The following is an 18,070-nucleotide window of genomic DNA, read 5'->3' as shown; positions in this document are numbered from 1 at the left end:
CGCTCCATGCTTTCCCGACCCTGTGACCGTGAGTAACCTCGATTGGTGAGGATTCTATAGTTCCCGTGTGGCTAGAAATTCGATATCGGGCCAACGCTCCATGGCCAGGTCGAGATTCACCCGGGTGGGTGCCAGGTAGACGAGTTGATCATCCCCATCCAAAGCCAGGTTGTCATGGGCCTTATCCTTGAAACGCTCCAGCATTTTTTCATCCTGGCAGGCTATCCAACGGGTGGTGACCACATTCACCGGCTCGACGATTGCCTCGACCTTATATTCATGTTTCAGTCGCGCCACCGCCACATCGAACTGCAGCACACCCACCGCACCCAGAATAAGATCGTTGTTTTTCAATGGCCTGAAGACCTGGGTGGCGCCCTCTTCGCACAGCTGCAACACCCCTTTCAACAGCGCCTTCTGCTTGAGCGGATCTTTCAATACCACGCGGCGGAACAGCTCCGGGGCAAAATAGGGGATGCCCTCATATTTCAGCGCTTCACCTTCAGTGAAGGTGTCACCGATCTGGATGGTGCCATGATTATGCAGACCGATGATATCTCCCGGCCATGCCTCCTCCACATGGCGACGTTCATCGGCCTGGAAAGTAATGGCATTACTGATCTGCACAGTTTTGCCGATACGGACTTGCCGCATCTTCATGCCTTTGCGATAACTGCCTGAACAGACACGCAAAAAGGCAACACGATCCCGGTGTTGCGGATCCATGTTGGCCTGGATCTTAAAGATAAAGCCGCTGAACTTTGACTCGGACGGCTCTACCAGGCGCTGTTGGGTAGTGCGGGACAGGGGTCCCGGGGCATACTCGACGAAGGCATCCAACAGCTCTTTGACACCGAAGTTATTGATTGCCGAGCCGAAAAACACCGGTGTCAATTCACCCCGGGCATAGGCCTCCAGATCCAGTTCATGACTGGCGCCACGCACCAGTTCGATCTCCTCACGCAGCTCCCCGGCCTGGCTGCCGATCAGCTCATCCAGCTTGGGATTGTCGATCCCCTCGATGATCTCACCCACCTGGATCTTGCCGCCGTGGGTGGCGCTGAAGAGATGGGTGGTATCGCTACGCAGATCGTAAACCCCCTTCAGACGCTTACCCATGCCGATCGGCCAGGATACAGGGGAGCACTTGATCTTCAGCACCTCCTCGATCTCATCCAGTATCTCCAGGGGATCCCGCCCCTCCCGGTCGAGTTTATTGACGAAGGTGAGAATCGGGGTATCACGCAGACGGCATACATCCATTAATTTAATCGTCCGCGCCTCCACGCCTTTTGCCACATCGATGACCATCAATGCGGAATCCACCGCCGTCAGGGTACGGTAGGTATCCTCCGAAAAATCCTCATGGCCGGGGGTGTCGAGCAGATTGACGATCTCATCCCGGTAGGGAAACTGCATCACCGACGAGGTGACCGAGATACCCCGCTCCTTCTCCATCTCCATCCAGTCGGAGGTGGCATGCCTTGCCGCTTTGCGCCCTTTGACGGTGCCCGCCATCTGGATCGCCCCCCCATACAGGAGCAGTTTCTCCGTCAAGGTGGTTTTACCCGCATCCGGGTGGGAGATGATGGCGAAAGTACGTCGCCGGCTGAGTTGTTCAAGCAGTTCGGACATTGAAGCCTAGTTTCACCGTTAAAAAGCCGCGGATTATACCCCATTCATGGCCAGGGTAGTGACTTACTCAGCCTGAGGCCCCACTCATAGGGTTTAGAATGGAGATGAACCATATCCGGATAGTGATTGGACACGCGGCGGGAAGCTAATTCCGAAAGCTTAGGTATTGTTGGTGGCTATCAAGCCATAGCTTGGTTTGTTGCTTATAATTGTGGCAGGTGAAATGAATTGGTAACACTATGGATCTCTCCGTCGGCATGCTATCTGGACTCGGCAATACCGCATCTGCGGCAGATCGAACTTCAGTCGGCGCCAAGGCCTCTAGCAGCGAGACAAGCCCGTCTGGCGGCGCCTATGCAGACTCTGCCGCCACCCCGGCTACCCGTGAAAGCACCACCCAACGACCGGTTCGTGAGAGCACAGAGAGCAGCCAATTAACCCAGGAAGAAAAGGCTGAAGTCAGGGAGTTGCAGAAGAGAGACCGGGAGGTCCGGGCCCATGAGGCCGCCCATCGGGCCGCCGCGGGCGGTTTGGCTTCCGGTGGCAGCTACACCTATACAAGAGGCCCCGATGGCCGTAACTACGCTGTGGGCGGAGAGGTTTCGATCCGCATGCCCTCAACCAACAGCCCGGAACAGCGGGTCAGGCAGGCCGAAACAGTCCGCCGCGCAGCCCTGGCTCCGGCTGACCCGTCTCCCCAGGATCGTCAGGTCGCGGCACAAGCTTCGGCAATGGCAGCACAGGCAAGAAGTGAAGTTCAAGCCGCGCAGCGTCAGCAACTTGCGGAAAACCAAAGTAAGGCGGCTGGCAGTAGCAGTGATGGGGAACCGGCAAGGGATCAAGTCGCCCCGCTTGAGCAGCGGGCCATTGCATCCTTTAAAGCCGTTGGCAGTATGGCCAGCCTGCACAGCAATCCCACTGTTATCGATGAGATGATATAAACCGCTGCATTTTCCAGTCCCCTATCGGATCTGCCTGGCCAGACCCTACAACTCCAGTGACATCAGCAATGCATCCTCCCGGGATTGATTCTGGTCCGGATAGTAGCCACGTCTCTGGCCTATCTCCACAAAACCCAATTTTTCATACAGCCCAATTGCAGCTATGTTACCGGCCCTGACCTCCAGATAGACTGTCTCGGCGCCATGTTGACGGGCTATTTTCAACAGGCGTTGGATCAACTTCACGCCTAACCCCTTGCCTTGCCACTGGGGATCGATACAGATGTTGAGAATGTGTGACTCATCGATCACCACAGACATCACACCATAACCGATCACCTGTTGATCGAGGGTCAGCACCCAGCAGCAGTAGCCGACACGCAGGCAGTCATGAAAGATCCCCAGAGTCCAGGGGAAGGGGTAGACCGACTCCTCGATCGTCAGGACCTGGGGGAGATCCTCTGTCTGCATGGGCCGGATGCCTAGCAGTGGATCCAGTAGCTGGGCACTCACACTGAATCTTCCCGTAATACGGAAAGCGCCAGTTGCAGATCCTGCCAGGCCTTGCCTTTCTGTTCCGGGGATCTCAATAGATAGGCGGGATGGTAGGTCACAACCAATGGAATAGCCGCTTGTCCGAAGCTGTGAATCCGCCCCCGCAGCTTACCCACGGCAATATCGGACTTGAGCAGATTTTGTGCCGCAATGCGTCCTACAGCGAGTATCACTTTCGGCTTTATCAGTTCAATCTGTCTTAACAGATGGGGTTCGCAGTGGAGGGCCTCCTCGGGCTTAGGATCACGGTTGTCGGGGGGCCTGCATTTGACAATGTTGGCGATGAAGACCGCTTCACGTTTGTAGCCCATGGCCAACAGCATCCCATTCAGCAGCTGACCGGCTCGACCGACGAAGGGTTCACCCTGCCGATCCTCGTCGGCACCGGGGGCTTCACCGATCACCAGCAGGTCTGCCTGGGGATCGCCGACACCGAATACAGTTTGCCTACAACCGGCACGCAGCCCGCACGCCTTGCATCCCTTGACACTTTGCTGCAGTGCCTGCCAATCGGGTTGCTCGTTTGCCGTCACTTCCCTGACGTGTTCAGTCTCCTCTATGTGGTCGGTTTTAAGCATGTCCGTTGCAGGCTCGGCCAGCTGGGCCTCGTTCCCGGCATTCGGGATGTCATCTACCTGCCCGACCTCGACGCTCACCCGGCGTTGCCATAGGGTGAGACCCATCGCTTTCAGATATTGATTGCGGCGCGGCTCAAGCATCCCGCTACACATCCCCGGTTTGCGGATGGGCCTTCTCCACCGGTTCCAGTATCTTGTTCACCGCATTGATATAGGCCTTGGCCGATGCAATGACAATATCGGTATCGGCGCCCTGGCCATTGGCGATTCTTCCGCCCTTTTCCAGTCTTACCGTCACTTCTCCCTGGGCATCGGTGCCGCTGGTAATGTTGTTTACCGAATAGAGCTGCAGCTCCGTACCGCTATTGACGATGCTTTCGATGGCCTTGAAGGCCGCATCCACGGGACCACTGCCCGAGGCGGCTCCAGGCTCTTCATCGCTATCGACGCTGAGGGTCAGCTCTGCATGGGGAATTTCACCGGTTTCGGAACAGACCTTGAGGGCAATGAGCTTGACCCTTTCGTTGAATGATTCGGTCTTGGTATCGGTCACCAATGCCTGCAGATCCTCGTCGAAGATCTCATGCTTTTTGTCTGCCAGCTCCTTGAAGCGGGAAAAGGCGGCATTCAGCTCCTCTTCCGACTCAAAACTGATACCCAGGCTCTCCAACCGGGTGCGAAACGCATTGCGTCCGGAGTGTTTGCCCAGGACCATGCGGTTCTGGCTCCAACCCACATCCTCGGCGCGCATGATTTCGTAGGTCTCCCTCGATTTCAGTACCCCATCCTGATGAATGCCTGACTCATGGGCAAAGGCGTTTGCGCCAACAATCGCCTTGTTTGGCTGTACCGGAAAACCGGTAATATTGGAAACCAGTTTGGAACAGGCAACGATCTGAGTGGTATCGAGCATGGTCTGGCAAGAGAAGATATCGGGCCGCGTACGCGCTGCCATCACCACCTCTTCCAGGGATGCGTTGCCGGCCCTCTCTCCAAGGCCGTTGATCGTACACTCGACCTGGCGCGCACCATTGCTGACAGCCGACAGTGAATTCGCCACAGCCAAACCTAAATCGTTATGGCAGTGGACGGAGAATATCGCCTTGTCAGCGTTCGGGATCCGTTCACGCATACGCAGAATCAGCTCGCCGAACTGGTGAGGCATGGCATAACCCACCGTGTCGGGAACATTCAGGGTGGAGGCGCCCGCATCGATCACCGCCTCGAAGATTCGGCATAGAAAATCGATTTCGGAACGACCCGCATCCTCGGCAGAGAACTCCACGTTGTCGGTATACCTTCTGGCACGTTTGACCGCATGCACTGCCTGCTCGATGACCTGTTCCGGGGTCATACGGAGTTTATGCTGCATATGAATCGGCGAGGTCGCGATAAAGGTGTGGATGCGCGCCGAATTGGCTGACTTCAATGCCTCGCCCGCACGGTCGATGTCCTTGTCCAGGGCACGGGCCAAGCCGCAAACCGTAGAATCCTTTACCACATTGGCCACTGCAGACACGGCCTCGAAGTCACCCTGGCTTGCAATCGGGAATCCCGCTTCTATGACGTCGACCCGCAGTTTTTCCAAGGCCTTGCCTATGCGGACCTTTTCATCTTTTGTCATGGATGCACCAGGACTTTGCTCGCCATCGCGCAAAGTGGTGTCGAAAATGATCAATCGATCAGCTTGGCTCATACTCCGCTCCAGCGGGATTCAGCGCGGTGGCGATTAGCGACCGACTATCCAGCTATTTTCAAGTTAACAATCGAATATAACCCACCCCCTGGGGAATGCCAATCATCCATATCCCATCTCTCAATTAGGGTTATGAATCCGCACTGATCGGTCTCGGGGCCAAAGCCCAGATACCCTTATCGGCCAGGCTAATCAGGCAGCAGTTGGATCACTGGGGAGGCTAGCAGATTCATCAGGATGGGAATCAGGCATCATCACCCTTACGCTCACTGACGGTTCTATGCTCCCGATGCTTGCGTAACTGGGCCAGGGTCAGCACCGGCCCGGAGACCCCATAGGCGAGAAACAGCAGAAACAGCACCGTGGGCGGATGGGTTTGTACAATCGCCAACACGATCACCACCACCACCAGGACAATGAAGGGCACCTTGCCTTGAAAATCGATCTCCTTGAAGCTGTGGTAACGAAAGTTGCTTACCATCAGCAAACCGGTGAGGGTGGTGATAACCGCCGCCGGCCAACCAAGAGTGTCTCCATCCATACCATAATCGACACCCAGCCAGACACCGGCCGCTATAATGGCGGCCGCTGACGGACTCGGCAGTCCCTGGAAGTATTTCTTGTCCGCACTGGCCAGTTGGGTGTTGAAACGGGCCAGACGCAGGGCGCCTGTAGCCGTGTAGATGAAGGCGGCCAACCACCCCAGCTTACCCAGATCGCTCAATGCCCACATATAGACAACCAGGGCCGGCGCCAATCCGAACGAGACCATATCCGACAGGCTGTCATACTCTGCGCCGAATGCGCTCTGGGTCTTGGTCAGCCGCGCTACCCGCCCGTCCAGGCCATCCATCAGCATAGCCACAAAGATGGCAACAGCAGCCAGCTCAAATTTACCGTTGACGGCCGCGAGAATGGAATAGAAACCGGCGAACAGGGCGGCAGTGGTGAACAGGTTCGGTAACAGATAGATCCCTCGACTGCGTTTCTTCTGCTTGATCTCTTCAGGCTCCATGGTACCGACCCATTTAATTTAAACTCTAAGGATTATAACAAGGCTGATGGTTAAAAGCGCCACACTTGGCGGTACCTGCTTACCCACAATGTTCGGCCACTGAATCGGTGACCGGGTGATAATGAGTGGGTCCGGCTTGCCCCACCGTTTAACCATCCGGTTACACCAGTACCATACTGATGCTTATCGATTGGTGCGGCAAGCCACACCCTACGCAAGATAACCATTTGCGATGATTCGCGTTCATTTACGGAGTTATAATTATTTCTTGGGGTGAGGGTCGGTGAGGGTGGACAGCCAGCTCAAAGGCGACCCGATCCCTTCACATCGAGATAGGCATTCACCAGGGTTACAGGCAGTTGCTGAGGCCGACAGTCAACCATCAGGGCACCCCGGTGAACGAGTCTCTCATGCACCTGTTTGCGCTCTCCAAGATAATCCATCACGGCTTGAAAGCGTAACGCCCCTTGCAGGTTGACCACTGGGGTTTGTACGACTGCATCCAGGGACGCCTCATGCAGATCCGCTACGACTACCAGATGTCTACGCGCCAGCAGCGACACTGCCTTCAACAGATCATCCCGCTCCTCGTTGCGACTGTTGGTCATAATAATCACCAGGGCCCGACGGCGTTGCAACGGCATCAATTTGTGGGCAGCGCCGAGATAATCCGATGCCTGCAGGGTAGGCTCGATATCGTAGGTTCGATCCAGGAGGCGGCGCACCACATCTCCACCTTTCATTGGCGGCTGCCAGCGCTGGTCTCCACCAAAGCTTAGAAACCCCACAGCATCTCCCTGACGATCCGCCACATAGCAGAGCAACAGCATCGCATTCAATGCCTGGTCCAGATGAGCGCCCCCCCTATCTTCATGCCGCATATGCCTACCGCAATCGAGCATGAAGACAAGCTGTTGATCCCGCTCATCCTGATACTCCTTGGATATCAAGCGGCGATAGCGGGAACTGGCCTTCCAGTCGATCTGCCGCAAGGAGTCCCCTGTACGGTATTCCCTGAGCTGATGAAAATCACTCCCTTCGCCGCGGCGCTGGCGCTTGCGAACACCCATTTGACTGAGATGATTGTCGGTTGCCAGTAACGCATAGCGGGCAATTTCACGAAAGTTCGGGAACACCCGAACCCGTGAGAGATGACCCACAAAGCGCTTCTGTCGCCACAAACCCAGAGGCGAGAGGATGACCAGGTCAGCGCCACTAAATCGCCCCTCGCCCCGGCGTTCGGGCAATACACGATAGAACAGATTGGTCTGCCGGTGTGCGGGTAGAACCAGGGATTGAGGCAGCTGGTCCGCCTCGAATTCTGCGGGATAGTGATCATGAACCACCACATCGAGTGCGATGTCCGAGGGGTTGCGCAGACCCAGCTCCACCCCGGTCCAACCCCCCACCGGAATACTGGTCCGGGTAACACGCACCAGTTCAGGTGTAGGCAATCGCCGCAGTCGCAGCAGATCGAGCAGGGCAAGTACCAGCAGTGTTGGAGTGAGCAGCTTCCAGAGTAACGCCCAAGGCGGAAACCAAACCGCCAACAGGGCCGGCAGCAACAGCAGGGACAGAGCGATTGTCAGGCGGGATGTGGGGATCACTGGCGCGGCGCAGGTATGTTTGCCAATAGGTCGTTCAGCACATCGTCTGGCTGATAGCCTTCAATCTCCAGGTCGGTGGCGAGTCGAATGCGGTGTCGCAGCACCGGCAGTGCCGCCACTTTGATATCGTCAGGGGTCACATAATCGCGCGCGGATAAAAATGCCTCGGCTCTGGCCACCCGCAGCAGCGCGATACTTCCGCGCGGTCCAGGGCCTGCCTCGATACCGTTCCAGTCCCGTGCCGCCCTGACCAAACGCACTGCATAATCGATGATCTGTTCATCCATCTGCAATTGTGCGATATGCGCCTGTAACTGCGGGATCTCTTGCGCATTCAACTGGGGCCGGATGGCGGAGGTATCGAGCTGATCACCAACCGCCCCCTGGGTCACCTGTTTTACCATCGACTGCTCATCTCCCTCCGCAGGATAGTCAATAAACACCTTGAGCAAGAAACGATCGAGTTGTGCCTGAGGAAGTGGATAGGTGCCCTCCTGCTCGATCGGGTTCTGGGTCGCTAAAACCAGAAACGGGGGAGAGAGCGGAAAGGTACGGCCTTCGATGGTGACCTGCTGCTCCTGCATCGCCTCCAGGAGTGCCGATTGGGTCTTGGCCGGCGAGCGATTTATCTCATCCGCGAGCAGCAGGTTACAAAACACAGGTCCCTTGCGTACCCGGAAATTCTCGCTCTTCATATCGAACATGATATGCCCGGAGATATCGCTGGGCATCAGATCCGGGGTAAACTGAATACGGCTGAACGACCCCTTTACCGCAGCCGCCAAACACCGAACCAGTAAAGTCTTGCCCAGACCTGGCACTCCTTCCACCAACACATGCCCTGCCGATAAAAGCGCCAGTGTCACTTCATGTATAACACGCTGCTGACCGATTACCGCACGCGCTATCTCAGCCTCCAGCCCTCTTGCACGTTCTATAATTGACTCATCTAAGCCTGCTTCCGCTACCATTATACTCGTTCCTTTCTGGGTGCAGCACTGCAAAAAGTCGCTGCAGATTGGTTGTGGTTTTGATCAATTGACCTGTATCACCTTGCTCGGAATAGAGTGCTCTGTGTATCGACTCGGCAGTCATACCCGTCTGTTTCGCCAGCCAGTTGCAACGGGCCTTTTGATCCAACGGTTGCAATACAGGGTGGCTGGCCAACCAACGTTTTTCAACCTCCCTACGCGAAGCCTCAAGCAGTCCCACTGACGGGTTGTAGCGCCAGGCAAAGCCTGCACTTGCCTGCAGATGTTCCAACAGATCCCGGTGTTTTGTCATGCGTGGGGTAAGCAGTGGACCGGTGGTGTATTGGAGTTGCCTGATAGCCACTATTCCAAACAGTACCAGGCTGATCATCAGATAAGGCGCATTACGCCACAATAGCGTTAACAGGGATGGCACCTGGGAATCGTACAACAACCAGGCATCATCCACATCATCGGCAAGGTAGGCCAATAGCAGGGCATGATCCTTTTCACCAATCTGAGTATTGGTTAAAAAATTGTTATCGCTGAGAAAGGTAACCTTGCCCGCGCCCCAGGAAAAACGCAACAGATGGGGGTAAGCATCATCAGGTGATGCAAAATAGGGCGTCTCGCTATCCACACTGAACCACCTGTCCAAATCGAAATCGATCTGCAAAATCACCTCGCTCCACGGCAACATGACCGAACCGGCCTGCTCCCTTTCGTCGAACTCATCCGTTTCTATTCCCACGCCAAAATGTTCCAGGAGCGGATGCCTGCTCCCCTCCTCCACAGCATTGCCGGGGGTCACAACCAGATGCCCGCCACGCTCCACCCAAGCCAAGAGTGAAACCACGCGGGACTCGGGCAGGGGGGGCCCAAGATCTCTCACCAGAAGCAACCCGGATTGTGGCGGCGGTTCGACCAGAAGCTGACGGCCCGAGTGACTTTGCACAGAGATCCCAAGGCGAGACAGATAGTATTCGGCAGCCAGCAGGGGATTGCGTCTTGCCTCTTTCCCCATGTTGCCGCGAACCTGTTCCGAGACATACTCGAAATTATTCGTAAACCAATGAGCAAAGATCCCTCCTATGAGGATCAGCACTATCAGACCAAGGGCAATTGGGAGCCTGTTATTGCGCACTGCTCACCCCAAAAAAACCGTGCCAATCACGACACAGCAGCAGCGCCTTCTCTTCCGGTGGCCGGATATGTCCATAGGCTATTTGCTGCCACATGCCGGTAAGTTTGGAGAAGTAAGCGCTGGTCTCATCTGCAATCTCGCCGCGGACCCGGCGCAGGCACTCACCCTCGGTTGCCCCCTCGACGATCTGTATGGCATGGTCATGAACCAGCACCGACAAGGCGGCCCTGTAGAGAAGACTGAATCCGCCTCGATAATCCCCGGCCTGAATCAGGGAGGCGGCCTCTGTGGCCGGGTCCGCCGGTAAACTCTCCGGACGCAGGTCGAGACCGGCAACCTGAGTGGGAATATGTCTGTTGCTGTTGCGTTGAGATTCCCCCCTGCCCTGCAACAGGGAACGGTTTTGCAAAAACCAATGCAGCAGATAGGCGAGTACGCCGGCCGCAGCCAGCCACATGATCAGCTCAGCGTAAAATGCCATGCTGGTGCCAAAGCCGCCAAGCACCCGCTGTAACCACTCAATCAACCAATTATTATCATCCTGCTCCGACTCCTCTCCAATGAACTTCCAGTGTCCGCGCTCTTGGTAGCGTCCGAAACTATCGTCAGCCAATATCTCACTGATCAGATCCCGGGACTCCTGGGAATCCATTTCCAGGGCGGTAGCCGTTCCGGGTTGCACCCCTATGATCGTTAGAGAAGCGGCGAGAAGGAGCGATGCGGCACCCATCAATCGCCTGCGCTGATGGCGTTGAGCCATGTTTCTCAAACCGATTTCAAGGTCCCAGGCCTCCAGCTGACTACGCCGGTTGAGATAGAGGGCAAAGCCTCCGGATACATAAAAGGGAGCGACTATGGACATCGCCAGCAAGGCGCAACCATGATGCAGCCACTCACTCAACGGGTCTGGATCGAAAATGTAACTATGCCAATCGATCCACAGCATCTCCTGGGGGATCAGGCTGATGATGAGTAAAATAAAACCCAGCTCCAATATGATTTCAAAATGGAGTCCTACCAGGGTCAGCCATCCGGCCGCATGTGTGCCTCTGCTGAGAACCCCGATGCGACTGCTGCGATGGTGGCCCTTCAATCCCTCGAGGAGTGCCACCGGCATGACAAAAGAGCGGGATGGATTTAACCGGCCCCAAGTAAGATTGGCGACTAATCGGGGCAGCACAATCTTGAACCCACTGCGATATAGGGTCTTGATCGACGTGGTTTCAGCAAACAGGCGACGACTCAACCAATAGAGCAGAGCCGGCTCATAGAGGGGCTTGAACCACCACAGCAGCAGACCAGCCAGCCACAGGGGCAGAGGCAGCAGTGCCAGGACGATCATGACTGGTAGTGCACTGCAGAGCCACAGGGTCCAAAGCGGAAGGAACCACTTGCGAGCCATGGCAAAACCCAGATCGATGCTCTCCCAGGCCTGCCGTGGTCTCAACTTGATGGCTATCCTAGTGAGGTCCACGCCGCCCCCTGCCCACCAGTAACAGATAGGCGATAACCGTCGTCCAGAGTATTGCCGCCACAACATATTTGGTTGCGGGCTGGATCTGCATGGATGACCAAAAGGCCTCGATAAAGGCCGCTACGAGCAGCATCAGCGCCGCCCCCAAGACCAGCTGCAATGCCTCTTGTGCCTGTTCCTGCAATGCCTGTACGCGGGTCCGCTGTCCAGGTGCAATCACCGCATGCCCGAGACGCAGTCCTGCAGCCCCGCAAATGACGATGGCGGTCAACTCGAATGAGCCATGACCGGAGACGAATGGCCAGAAGGTATCGTGATAGCCGAGTTGACTCAAGTGGCCGGCCAGGCCACCGATCACCAAACCGTTAAACAACAATATAAACAGGGTCCCGACAGCAAATATTATTCCGCTGGCAAAGGCCCTGAAGCCGATTCCGATATTGTTCATGATGTAGTAACCGAACATGGTGAAGTCTGTTTCGGAACTGCGCTCGAGGGCACGACCGAGTCTTTGATTGGTCGGATCGTAACTGCTCTCCACCTGCGCCACAGTGGTTTCATCGATGAGGGTGTAGATCAAATCCTCCTGCAGATAACAACCCACACCCATCACTACAGCCGGTAACAGAAAGAACAGTAAAGCGATTGCGAAATAGCCGCCGCTACGGCGCACGGCACTGGGAAATCCGCTGTAGATAAAGCCAAGTATTCGCCAACGCCACCCCCCCTGCTGGCGATAGAGCAGGGAGTGCCCACGCAATACCTGGCCATGCAGCTGCTCAATCAGGGCTGGACTGAAACCGCGGCCTCGGGCCAGTGCATAGTGACTGCAAAGCTGACGATAGAGGGCGGGGAATCGTAACTGCTCTGACAGGGAACTATGCCGTTTGCCCTGCGCCCGCCCGAGATCATCCATCAATGCCGCGATCTCATCCCACAGGGACTGATTTTCCGCTTCGAACTGTTGTTGTCTCATCAGCGTCCCTTGAGAATCCAGTTTGCATAGGCATACAGTGTGTCGACCGCCGCACCACCCCTCAAGCCTGTCTGTTCAGTCAGCAACTCAGCCAGCTCCTGGCGTCGACCGAGGGATAGCTTCTCCCCCCGCTCGGCAAAGGCCAGCAAGGTCAGCTGCTCGGATTCGGAAAGCTCAATGGGCGGTTTTGTGGCAATCGCTTGGGGGGGAAGCTCACGCGTTTTCTGCTTATCACGATAGACCACCAGGGTTCCTGCTGCCAGATCTCCCAAGCGTTTGAAGCGTCTGTTGACCAGCATAGTCAACAGACCCGTTGCGTAGAGAAAAGGTAGAAAATCAGCGGTTCTCAATAGATTTCTGAGCACCGAGGCACTCGGCGTCACCGGTGTGCCATTGTCCTGTATGACATAAATCCCCATGGCGCGTTTACCCGGTGTGGCACCGTTTTGCATCTCGAACACCACAGGATAAAACCACTCAATGAGGAAAAAACCGATTAGAATCAGTGCCATGCCCAGGCCGCCCAAGAGGGACATCACAACCACCAGCACCAGATAGATCACAGCGCGCACTGCGGCATCTATCCCCCAGGCACAGGCACGTACCACTGGCCCGGCAAGGCGATAATCGAGTAACACACCCTCCGGGATCTCATAGCTCAGCAGGGTATCTAGCGGCTCTACAGCATCCTCTTCTATCAGATCAACCTGCATGGATCAGCTATAGTAGATATCCCGATAGGCCGCATAGATGGCGGCGATCAGGATCGGGGAGACGATCAGCAGTCCCAGGCCGAAGGGGATAACACCGACAATCATCAGCCCAATCGCAGCCAAGCTGTAGAGAAAAAACGGTAGGATATTCTTCATGCAACCCATGAAGCTCGCCTTCATCGCCTCCCAAGCAGACATATCGTTCAATGCAACCAACGCCGGAGCAAACAGGTAGGCCATGACAATCGGAATAAACAGCAGGGATGCGATCAGCAGTCCAATCACGAATGTGGATGAGAAGAACATCATCGCCATCGCCTCAGGATCGGCTTGTTGCGTAGCCAGGCTTCCGATACTGCCGAACATGAAGAGGGCAAATCCGACAACAAACAGGATCATAAAGATAAGATAGAAGACACCCACCAGTATCCCTTGTCCCGCATTGTTGGCGAATCCGGCAAACAGATGGCTGACAGATATATCGTCCCCCTGGTCTTGCTCATAACAGCCGATCATCAGACCGGCCAGCAACACTGGGGTCAGAACGTTGACAATCAGGGCACCCAGGATGGGCACCATACTCAGCACAAAGGTCAAAACAAACCAGATGACTATGATAGCAATCCAAGTCAATGGTGCCTGTTTGAAATGCCACCAGCCTCTTGTGATCCATTTGAATCCATTCCCTGCGGACACACCATGAGGTCCAGTCATATCCCCTTCCACAGGCTGCACCAGCTCAGCTTCCGGTGTGGTGTAGGGATTCTCTTCTGCTTCACTGTCGCTGCTTACCTGATTGACCTGAGTGGCCAGATCGGCCTCTCTCGCCTGAGCCGCTTTATATTTGGCCGCCACGATACCGCAGTTCTGGCAAATCCCCATCTGCATGTTCAAGGAGCCACACTTCGGACAGCGATCAGCGGCGGGATTCATAGTGGGATCCAACACCTCGGTAGCATCATCATCCCCATTATCGATTGCCGCGAGAGTTAGTTCGGAGGAGTTGTCGAGCATCATTGTATCCTCCACCGGCGGTTTTGGATCGATTTCGATGATCAGACCCAGCTTTTCAAGGGACTCCTGATACTTCTCCGCCTTTTCCAGATCGATATCCTTTTTCAAGGCCACCGAGCGACCGCTGACAATCAGCTTTTTGGCCTTTTCCGGTCCCAGTCTGAATTTTTCACTGAACAGGGCAATGATCCGATCCTGGTTTGTTCCCGGTTTCAGCTTGCCGGTATAGATGACTTTATATACTTCTGACATTACCCCTTGCTCCGGTAGACCCCATTGGAATGATCAGACCTATGCATCCCATTCTCCATATAAACGGCAACATGTGCCTGTTCTTAAATCGGGGCAGGATCAGCCAGAGCATAACCAGGCCTCATCCATGCCACACAAGTTAATGATTATTAAAGCAAATCCCAAATACGATGTCAGTTATGCTGCAATTTACTACGCATATCGAGTTGACTATGATCAATAAATCTGCAGTTTTTTAGTCGGTTTTCGACTGAGATGTCGCCGATGATGGTTACCCAATATCCTTTTGTCATCCCCTTGCATCCCCTCAACCCTAGAGTCGCTATAGAAAAGGCTGAACATTTATCCCAGCAGCAGACTGGATAGATCGAGGGTAAATTTCCTTTAATGCATAGTGTCCGCCAGATCCCCCCACTTATGCAATAAGTTACAACACATCGAGCGTCAAAAACTCAAATGGAATCCTCAATAACGCCCTCCAGCAGGGTGATTATCTCATCTGTTGCCTGTTTTGCATTGCCGGCGAGATGTGGAGAACGATAGGCAACATAAACCTGCTCCGGATCTGCATGCTTTACATAGACTGCAATGGTGAACGGACATATGGCAATATTCTCAGGGGATGCCTGGGCCATCTTGTGGGATAGCAATGCACTGCAAAACTCAACCGATTCAGCCTTGGTAAATACCTCGCTGTAACCCAGATCCGGCGCGGTGCGATTCAACATATCACTCACATGCAGGGTACCGCTGACCAACAACCCTCTTTCGATTATCGCCATCTTGATGTTCTCCAGGACATCCTCGAAGGGTTCTTCCGACTTGTAGACTTTTATCGGAGAGGGGGTTTCGGCAGGTCCGTTTGCCATACATAGACTGGTGAAGAGGTACAGCATACAGAGTGCCGCTAAAACACGCATAATTATACTCCCGAGGTTGTCTGCTCCTGCAGCTTGCCGCGATGATACTGGAGCCACAGTATACCTCCAAGCAACAGCAGCGGCGGTATCAGGAACCAACCCCTATGGGGCTGATCCCCCTGACTGTAGTAACCGGTAATCCGATGATCGAATCCAGCCATGAGACCGGCCTGCTCGGCCGCGCTGAGGAAGCCAATATCGATAACACGAAGGGTATCGCCATCTGGCTCGGTAATAAAGCCCAAGCTCTCCAGGTAACCACCTGCCGATGATGCAGGTTTTGCAAAAAGGATCTCCCGGGTCGACATCAGGCCCTCTATATCTTCCACCTCAAGCTGTAGCCGCACCTTAGCCTCCGTCGGTAGGGAATCGATATATGATTCCACATCCTGCACAGGCTGCCACAGCTTGGCGGGGAAGAGATATCCCTGCAAAAAGTCGGGGCGGAAGAGGGAAAAAACGAGCAACAACAGCACCAGTGTCTCCCACAGGCGATTACGCACCAGCAACCAACCCTGGGTTGCTGAAACAAACAGCAACATTGCCGTGACACCTTGAATTACAACCATCAGAAGCTCGAACGGGCCATCGATCCCAATCAGCAGCAGATTGGTATTGAATATGAACATGAATGGCAGTATTGCCGTGCGGATATCGTAATAGAAGGATTGGAGGCCTGTTCTGATCGGATCACCGTTCGAGATACCGGCCGCCGCATAGGCAGCCAATCCCACGGGTGGCGTATCATCGGCCAGGATACCAAAATAGAAAACAAACATGTGCACGGCCACCAGTGGTATATCCAAGCCGTGGGCGGCCGAGAGCTGCACGATCACCGGCGCCATCAGTGTGGAGACAACGATATAATTAGCGGTTGTGGGCAGACCCATCCCAAGAATCATGCAGATCAAGGCGGTTAACAGCAGCATCAGGAACACCGAACCGAGAGAGAGGGTCTCGACCAATTCCCCCATCACCTGCCCTATACCCGTCAGACTGACTGTACCAACCACGATCCCCGCAGTCGCGGTCGCCACACCGATGCCGATCATGTTTCGCGCACCGTTCTCCAGTCCAACAATCAATGCATCAAAGCCCTGGCGAAAACCGTGGATTGCAGAGTTACCCTGGTACAGGGCACGCAGCCCTTCCTGGGTCAGTTGAATCACTATCATCAAGCAGATGGAGTAGAACACAGCGGTGGCTGGTGAGAGGCGCAACATTATCAGACACCAGACAAGCACCAGGATTGGAAGCAGAAAGTGAAGTCCTCCCAACAGTGCTGTAGTGACAGTCATGGTTTTAGCTGATTGCTGCTCACGTGCGCGCAATCCACAACGCACCTCGCAATAGATCAGCAAGCCATAAAAGAGCAGAATCAATCCAGCATTGGCATAGAAACTGTAACTGCCAAACAGGCTGCTCAGCGTAGTAAGCAGCCAATAGGCCAGAAACAGGAAACAGCTCACCCCCGACAGGGTCAACCCCCAACCCAGCAGTCGCTGCTTGACAGTTACGGCTCTGATGCGCTTCTCTGCCTGCATCCCGGCCTTGATCGCCTCCAGGTGTACCAGGTACATAAGACCGATATAACTCAATACCGCTGGCAGAAAGGCATGTTTTATCACCTCGAGATAGGAGATATTCAGGTACTCCACCATCAGGAAAGCGGCCGCCCCCATCACCGGCGGCATTATCTGACCATTGGTCGAGGCTGCCACCTCGATGGCGCCGGATTTCTCTGCACTGAATCCCACCCGCTTCATCAGCGGAATGGTAAAGGTACCGGTGGTGACCACGTTGGCGATGGAGGATCCCGATACCATACCGGTCAGTCCCGATGCCAATACTGCAGCCTTCGCCGGGCCTCCACGTCGATGCCCGACCAGGGCATAGGCGACACGGATGAAATAGTGACCACCTCCCGCCTGTTCCAGCAGGCTGCCAAAGAGCACGAACAGAAATACGAAACCGGCGGAGACGCCCACAGCGACACCGAAAACACCCTCCGTCGACAACCATTGATGGGATGCGACCCGGGCTAGCGAGGCGCCCTTGTGGGCAAGCAGATCGGGCAACCAGGGTCCGGCGAACGTATAGCCAAGGAAACAGACCCCGATCACCATCAATGGCCAACCCAGGGCGCGCCGTGTGGCCTCCAATAACAGCAGTAAACCCAATATGGCGACAATGACATCCCAGGATGTGGGCGCGCCTGAGCGGTCTGCCAATGCCTCATAGAAGAGGAACAGGTAGATGGCACAGATGGCAGCGGCGAAAGCGAGCAACCAGTCGATATAAGGTATGTCGTGAGCAATCACCTTGCGGCGGGGAAAAGAGAGATAGGCCAGAAAAATTGCGAACGCGAGATGGATGGACCGGACCTCGGTGTCATTAAAGACCCCGATACCCAAACTGAACGGCACCGGCGAAGCGACCCACAGCTGAAACAGGGCCCATGCCAGGGCTGTCCCCAACAGCACCTTGCGTGCAAAGCCTTTCGGCCGCCTACCGCCAAACTCGGCCGCCTCGACCAGTTCAAGCTGCAGTTTATTGTTTTGCGCTTGGTTCATCGCGGT

General features: G+C 55.1%; 15 protein-coding genes. 1 reads left to right on the top strand and 14 read right to left on the bottom strand.

The genetic code is table 11. The annotated features are described in order from the left end of the window. Positions 1-54: 54 nt before the first annotated feature. The gene (locus tag R2K28_RS04405) at positions 55-1,635 is read right to left on the bottom strand and encodes a peptide chain release factor 3 (protein WP_116448578.1); all 1,581 of its coding nucleotides are present in this window, start codon (positions 1,633-1,635) and stop codon (positions 55-57) included. A 239-nt stretch (positions 1,636-1,874) separates the two neighbouring features. Here R2K28_RS04405 and R2K28_RS04400 point away from each other — a divergent pair, with 239 nt between their 5' ends. Further along, a complete protein-coding gene (locus R2K28_RS04400) occupies positions 1,875-2,576 on the top strand; it encodes a putative metalloprotease CJM1_0395 family protein (RefSeq protein WP_316368168.1) in 702 nt (233 codons plus the stop codon). Positions 2,577-2,621: 45 nt separating this feature from the next. Here the strand turns inward: R2K28_RS04400 and rimI are convergent, their stop codons facing one another. The 13 genes from rimI to R2K28_RS04335 form a co-directional block, all read right to left on the bottom strand. Continuing rightward, the gene (rimI, locus tag R2K28_RS04395; protein ID WP_316368167.1) at positions 2,622-3,089 is read right to left on the bottom strand and encodes a ribosomal protein S18-alanine N-acetyltransferase; all 468 of its coding nucleotides are present in this window, start codon (positions 3,087-3,089) and stop codon (positions 2,622-2,624) included. Further along, positions 3,086-3,850 (bottom strand): uracil-DNA glycosylase, encoded by a 765-nt coding sequence (locus R2K28_RS04390; protein ID WP_316368166.1) that lies wholly within the window; start codon positions 3,848-3,850, stop codon positions 3,086-3,088. The genes rimI and R2K28_RS04390 overlap by 4 nt, the downstream gene beginning before the upstream one ends. Before the next feature lie 4 nt (positions 3,851-3,854). Further along, entirely contained in the window at positions 3,855-5,405 is a 1,551-nt protein-coding gene (locus R2K28_RS04385; protein WP_116445547.1) for a 2-isopropylmalate synthase, read from the bottom strand. 244 nt (positions 5,406-5,649) lie between these two features. Then, positions 5,650-6,420 (bottom strand): CDP-diacylglycerol--serine O-phosphatidyltransferase, encoded by a 771-nt coding sequence (gene pssA, locus R2K28_RS04380; RefSeq protein ID WP_316368165.1) that lies wholly within the window; start codon positions 6,418-6,420, stop codon positions 5,650-5,652. Between the two features lie 302 nt (positions 6,421-6,722). Next, positions 6,723-8,027 carry a DUF58 domain-containing protein gene (locus R2K28_RS04375; protein ID WP_316368164.1) on the bottom strand — a complete coding sequence of 435 codons (1,305 nt, stop codon included), beginning with the start codon at positions 8,025-8,027 and terminating at the stop codon, positions 6,723-6,725. Further along, a complete protein-coding gene (locus tag R2K28_RS04370) occupies positions 8,024-8,998 on the bottom strand; it encodes an AAA family ATPase (protein WP_316368163.1) in 975 nt (324 codons plus the stop codon). The genes R2K28_RS04375 and R2K28_RS04370 overlap by 4 nt, the downstream gene beginning before the upstream one ends. Continuing rightward, positions 8,973-10,142 (bottom strand): DUF4350 domain-containing protein, encoded by a 1,170-nt coding sequence (locus tag R2K28_RS04365; protein ID WP_316368162.1) that lies wholly within the window; start codon positions 10,140-10,142, stop codon positions 8,973-8,975. The genes R2K28_RS04370 and R2K28_RS04365 overlap by 26 nt, the downstream gene beginning before the upstream one ends. Further along, on the bottom strand, positions 10,132-11,589 hold the full coding sequence (locus tag R2K28_RS04360; protein ID WP_316368161.1) for a DUF4129 domain-containing protein: 1,458 nt from the start codon (positions 11,587-11,589) through the stop codon (positions 10,132-10,134). Before R2K28_RS04360 ends, R2K28_RS04365 begins: the two co-directional genes overlap by 11 nt. A gap of 13 nt (positions 11,590-11,602) precedes the next feature. Then, positions 11,603-12,592 (bottom strand): stage II sporulation protein M, encoded by a 990-nt coding sequence (locus R2K28_RS04355; RefSeq protein ID WP_316368160.1) that lies wholly within the window; start codon positions 12,590-12,592, stop codon positions 11,603-11,605. Beyond that, entirely contained in the window at positions 12,592-13,305 is a 714-nt protein-coding gene (locus R2K28_RS04350; protein ID WP_316368159.1) for an RDD family protein, read from the bottom strand. The genes R2K28_RS04355 and R2K28_RS04350 overlap by 1 nt, the downstream gene beginning before the upstream one ends. 3 nt (positions 13,306-13,308) lie before the next feature. After that, positions 13,309-14,571 (bottom strand): BPSS1780 family membrane protein, encoded by a 1,263-nt coding sequence (locus R2K28_RS04345; protein WP_316368158.1) that lies wholly within the window; start codon positions 14,569-14,571, stop codon positions 13,309-13,311. Between the two features lie 452 nt (positions 14,572-15,023). Beyond that, entirely contained in the window at positions 15,024-15,440 is a 417-nt protein-coding gene (locus R2K28_RS04340; protein WP_316368157.1) for a hypothetical protein, read from the bottom strand. A 53-nt stretch (positions 15,441-15,493) separates the two neighbouring features. Then, complete coding sequence (locus R2K28_RS04335; protein ID WP_316368156.1) at positions 15,494-18,064, bottom strand: TRAP transporter fused permease subunit; 2,571 nt, start codon at positions 18,062-18,064, stop codon at positions 15,494-15,496. Between the last annotated feature and the right edge of the window lie 6 nt (positions 18,065-18,070).

Source organism: Candidatus Thiodiazotropha sp. CDECU1 (assembly GCF_963455295.1).
Lineage (GTDB): Bacteria > Pseudomonadota > Gammaproteobacteria > Chromatiales > Chromatiaceae > Thiodiazotropha.
The sequence above is the reverse complement of the archived record's forward strand: the minus strand, read 5'-3'. Positions and strand labels throughout refer to the sequence as shown.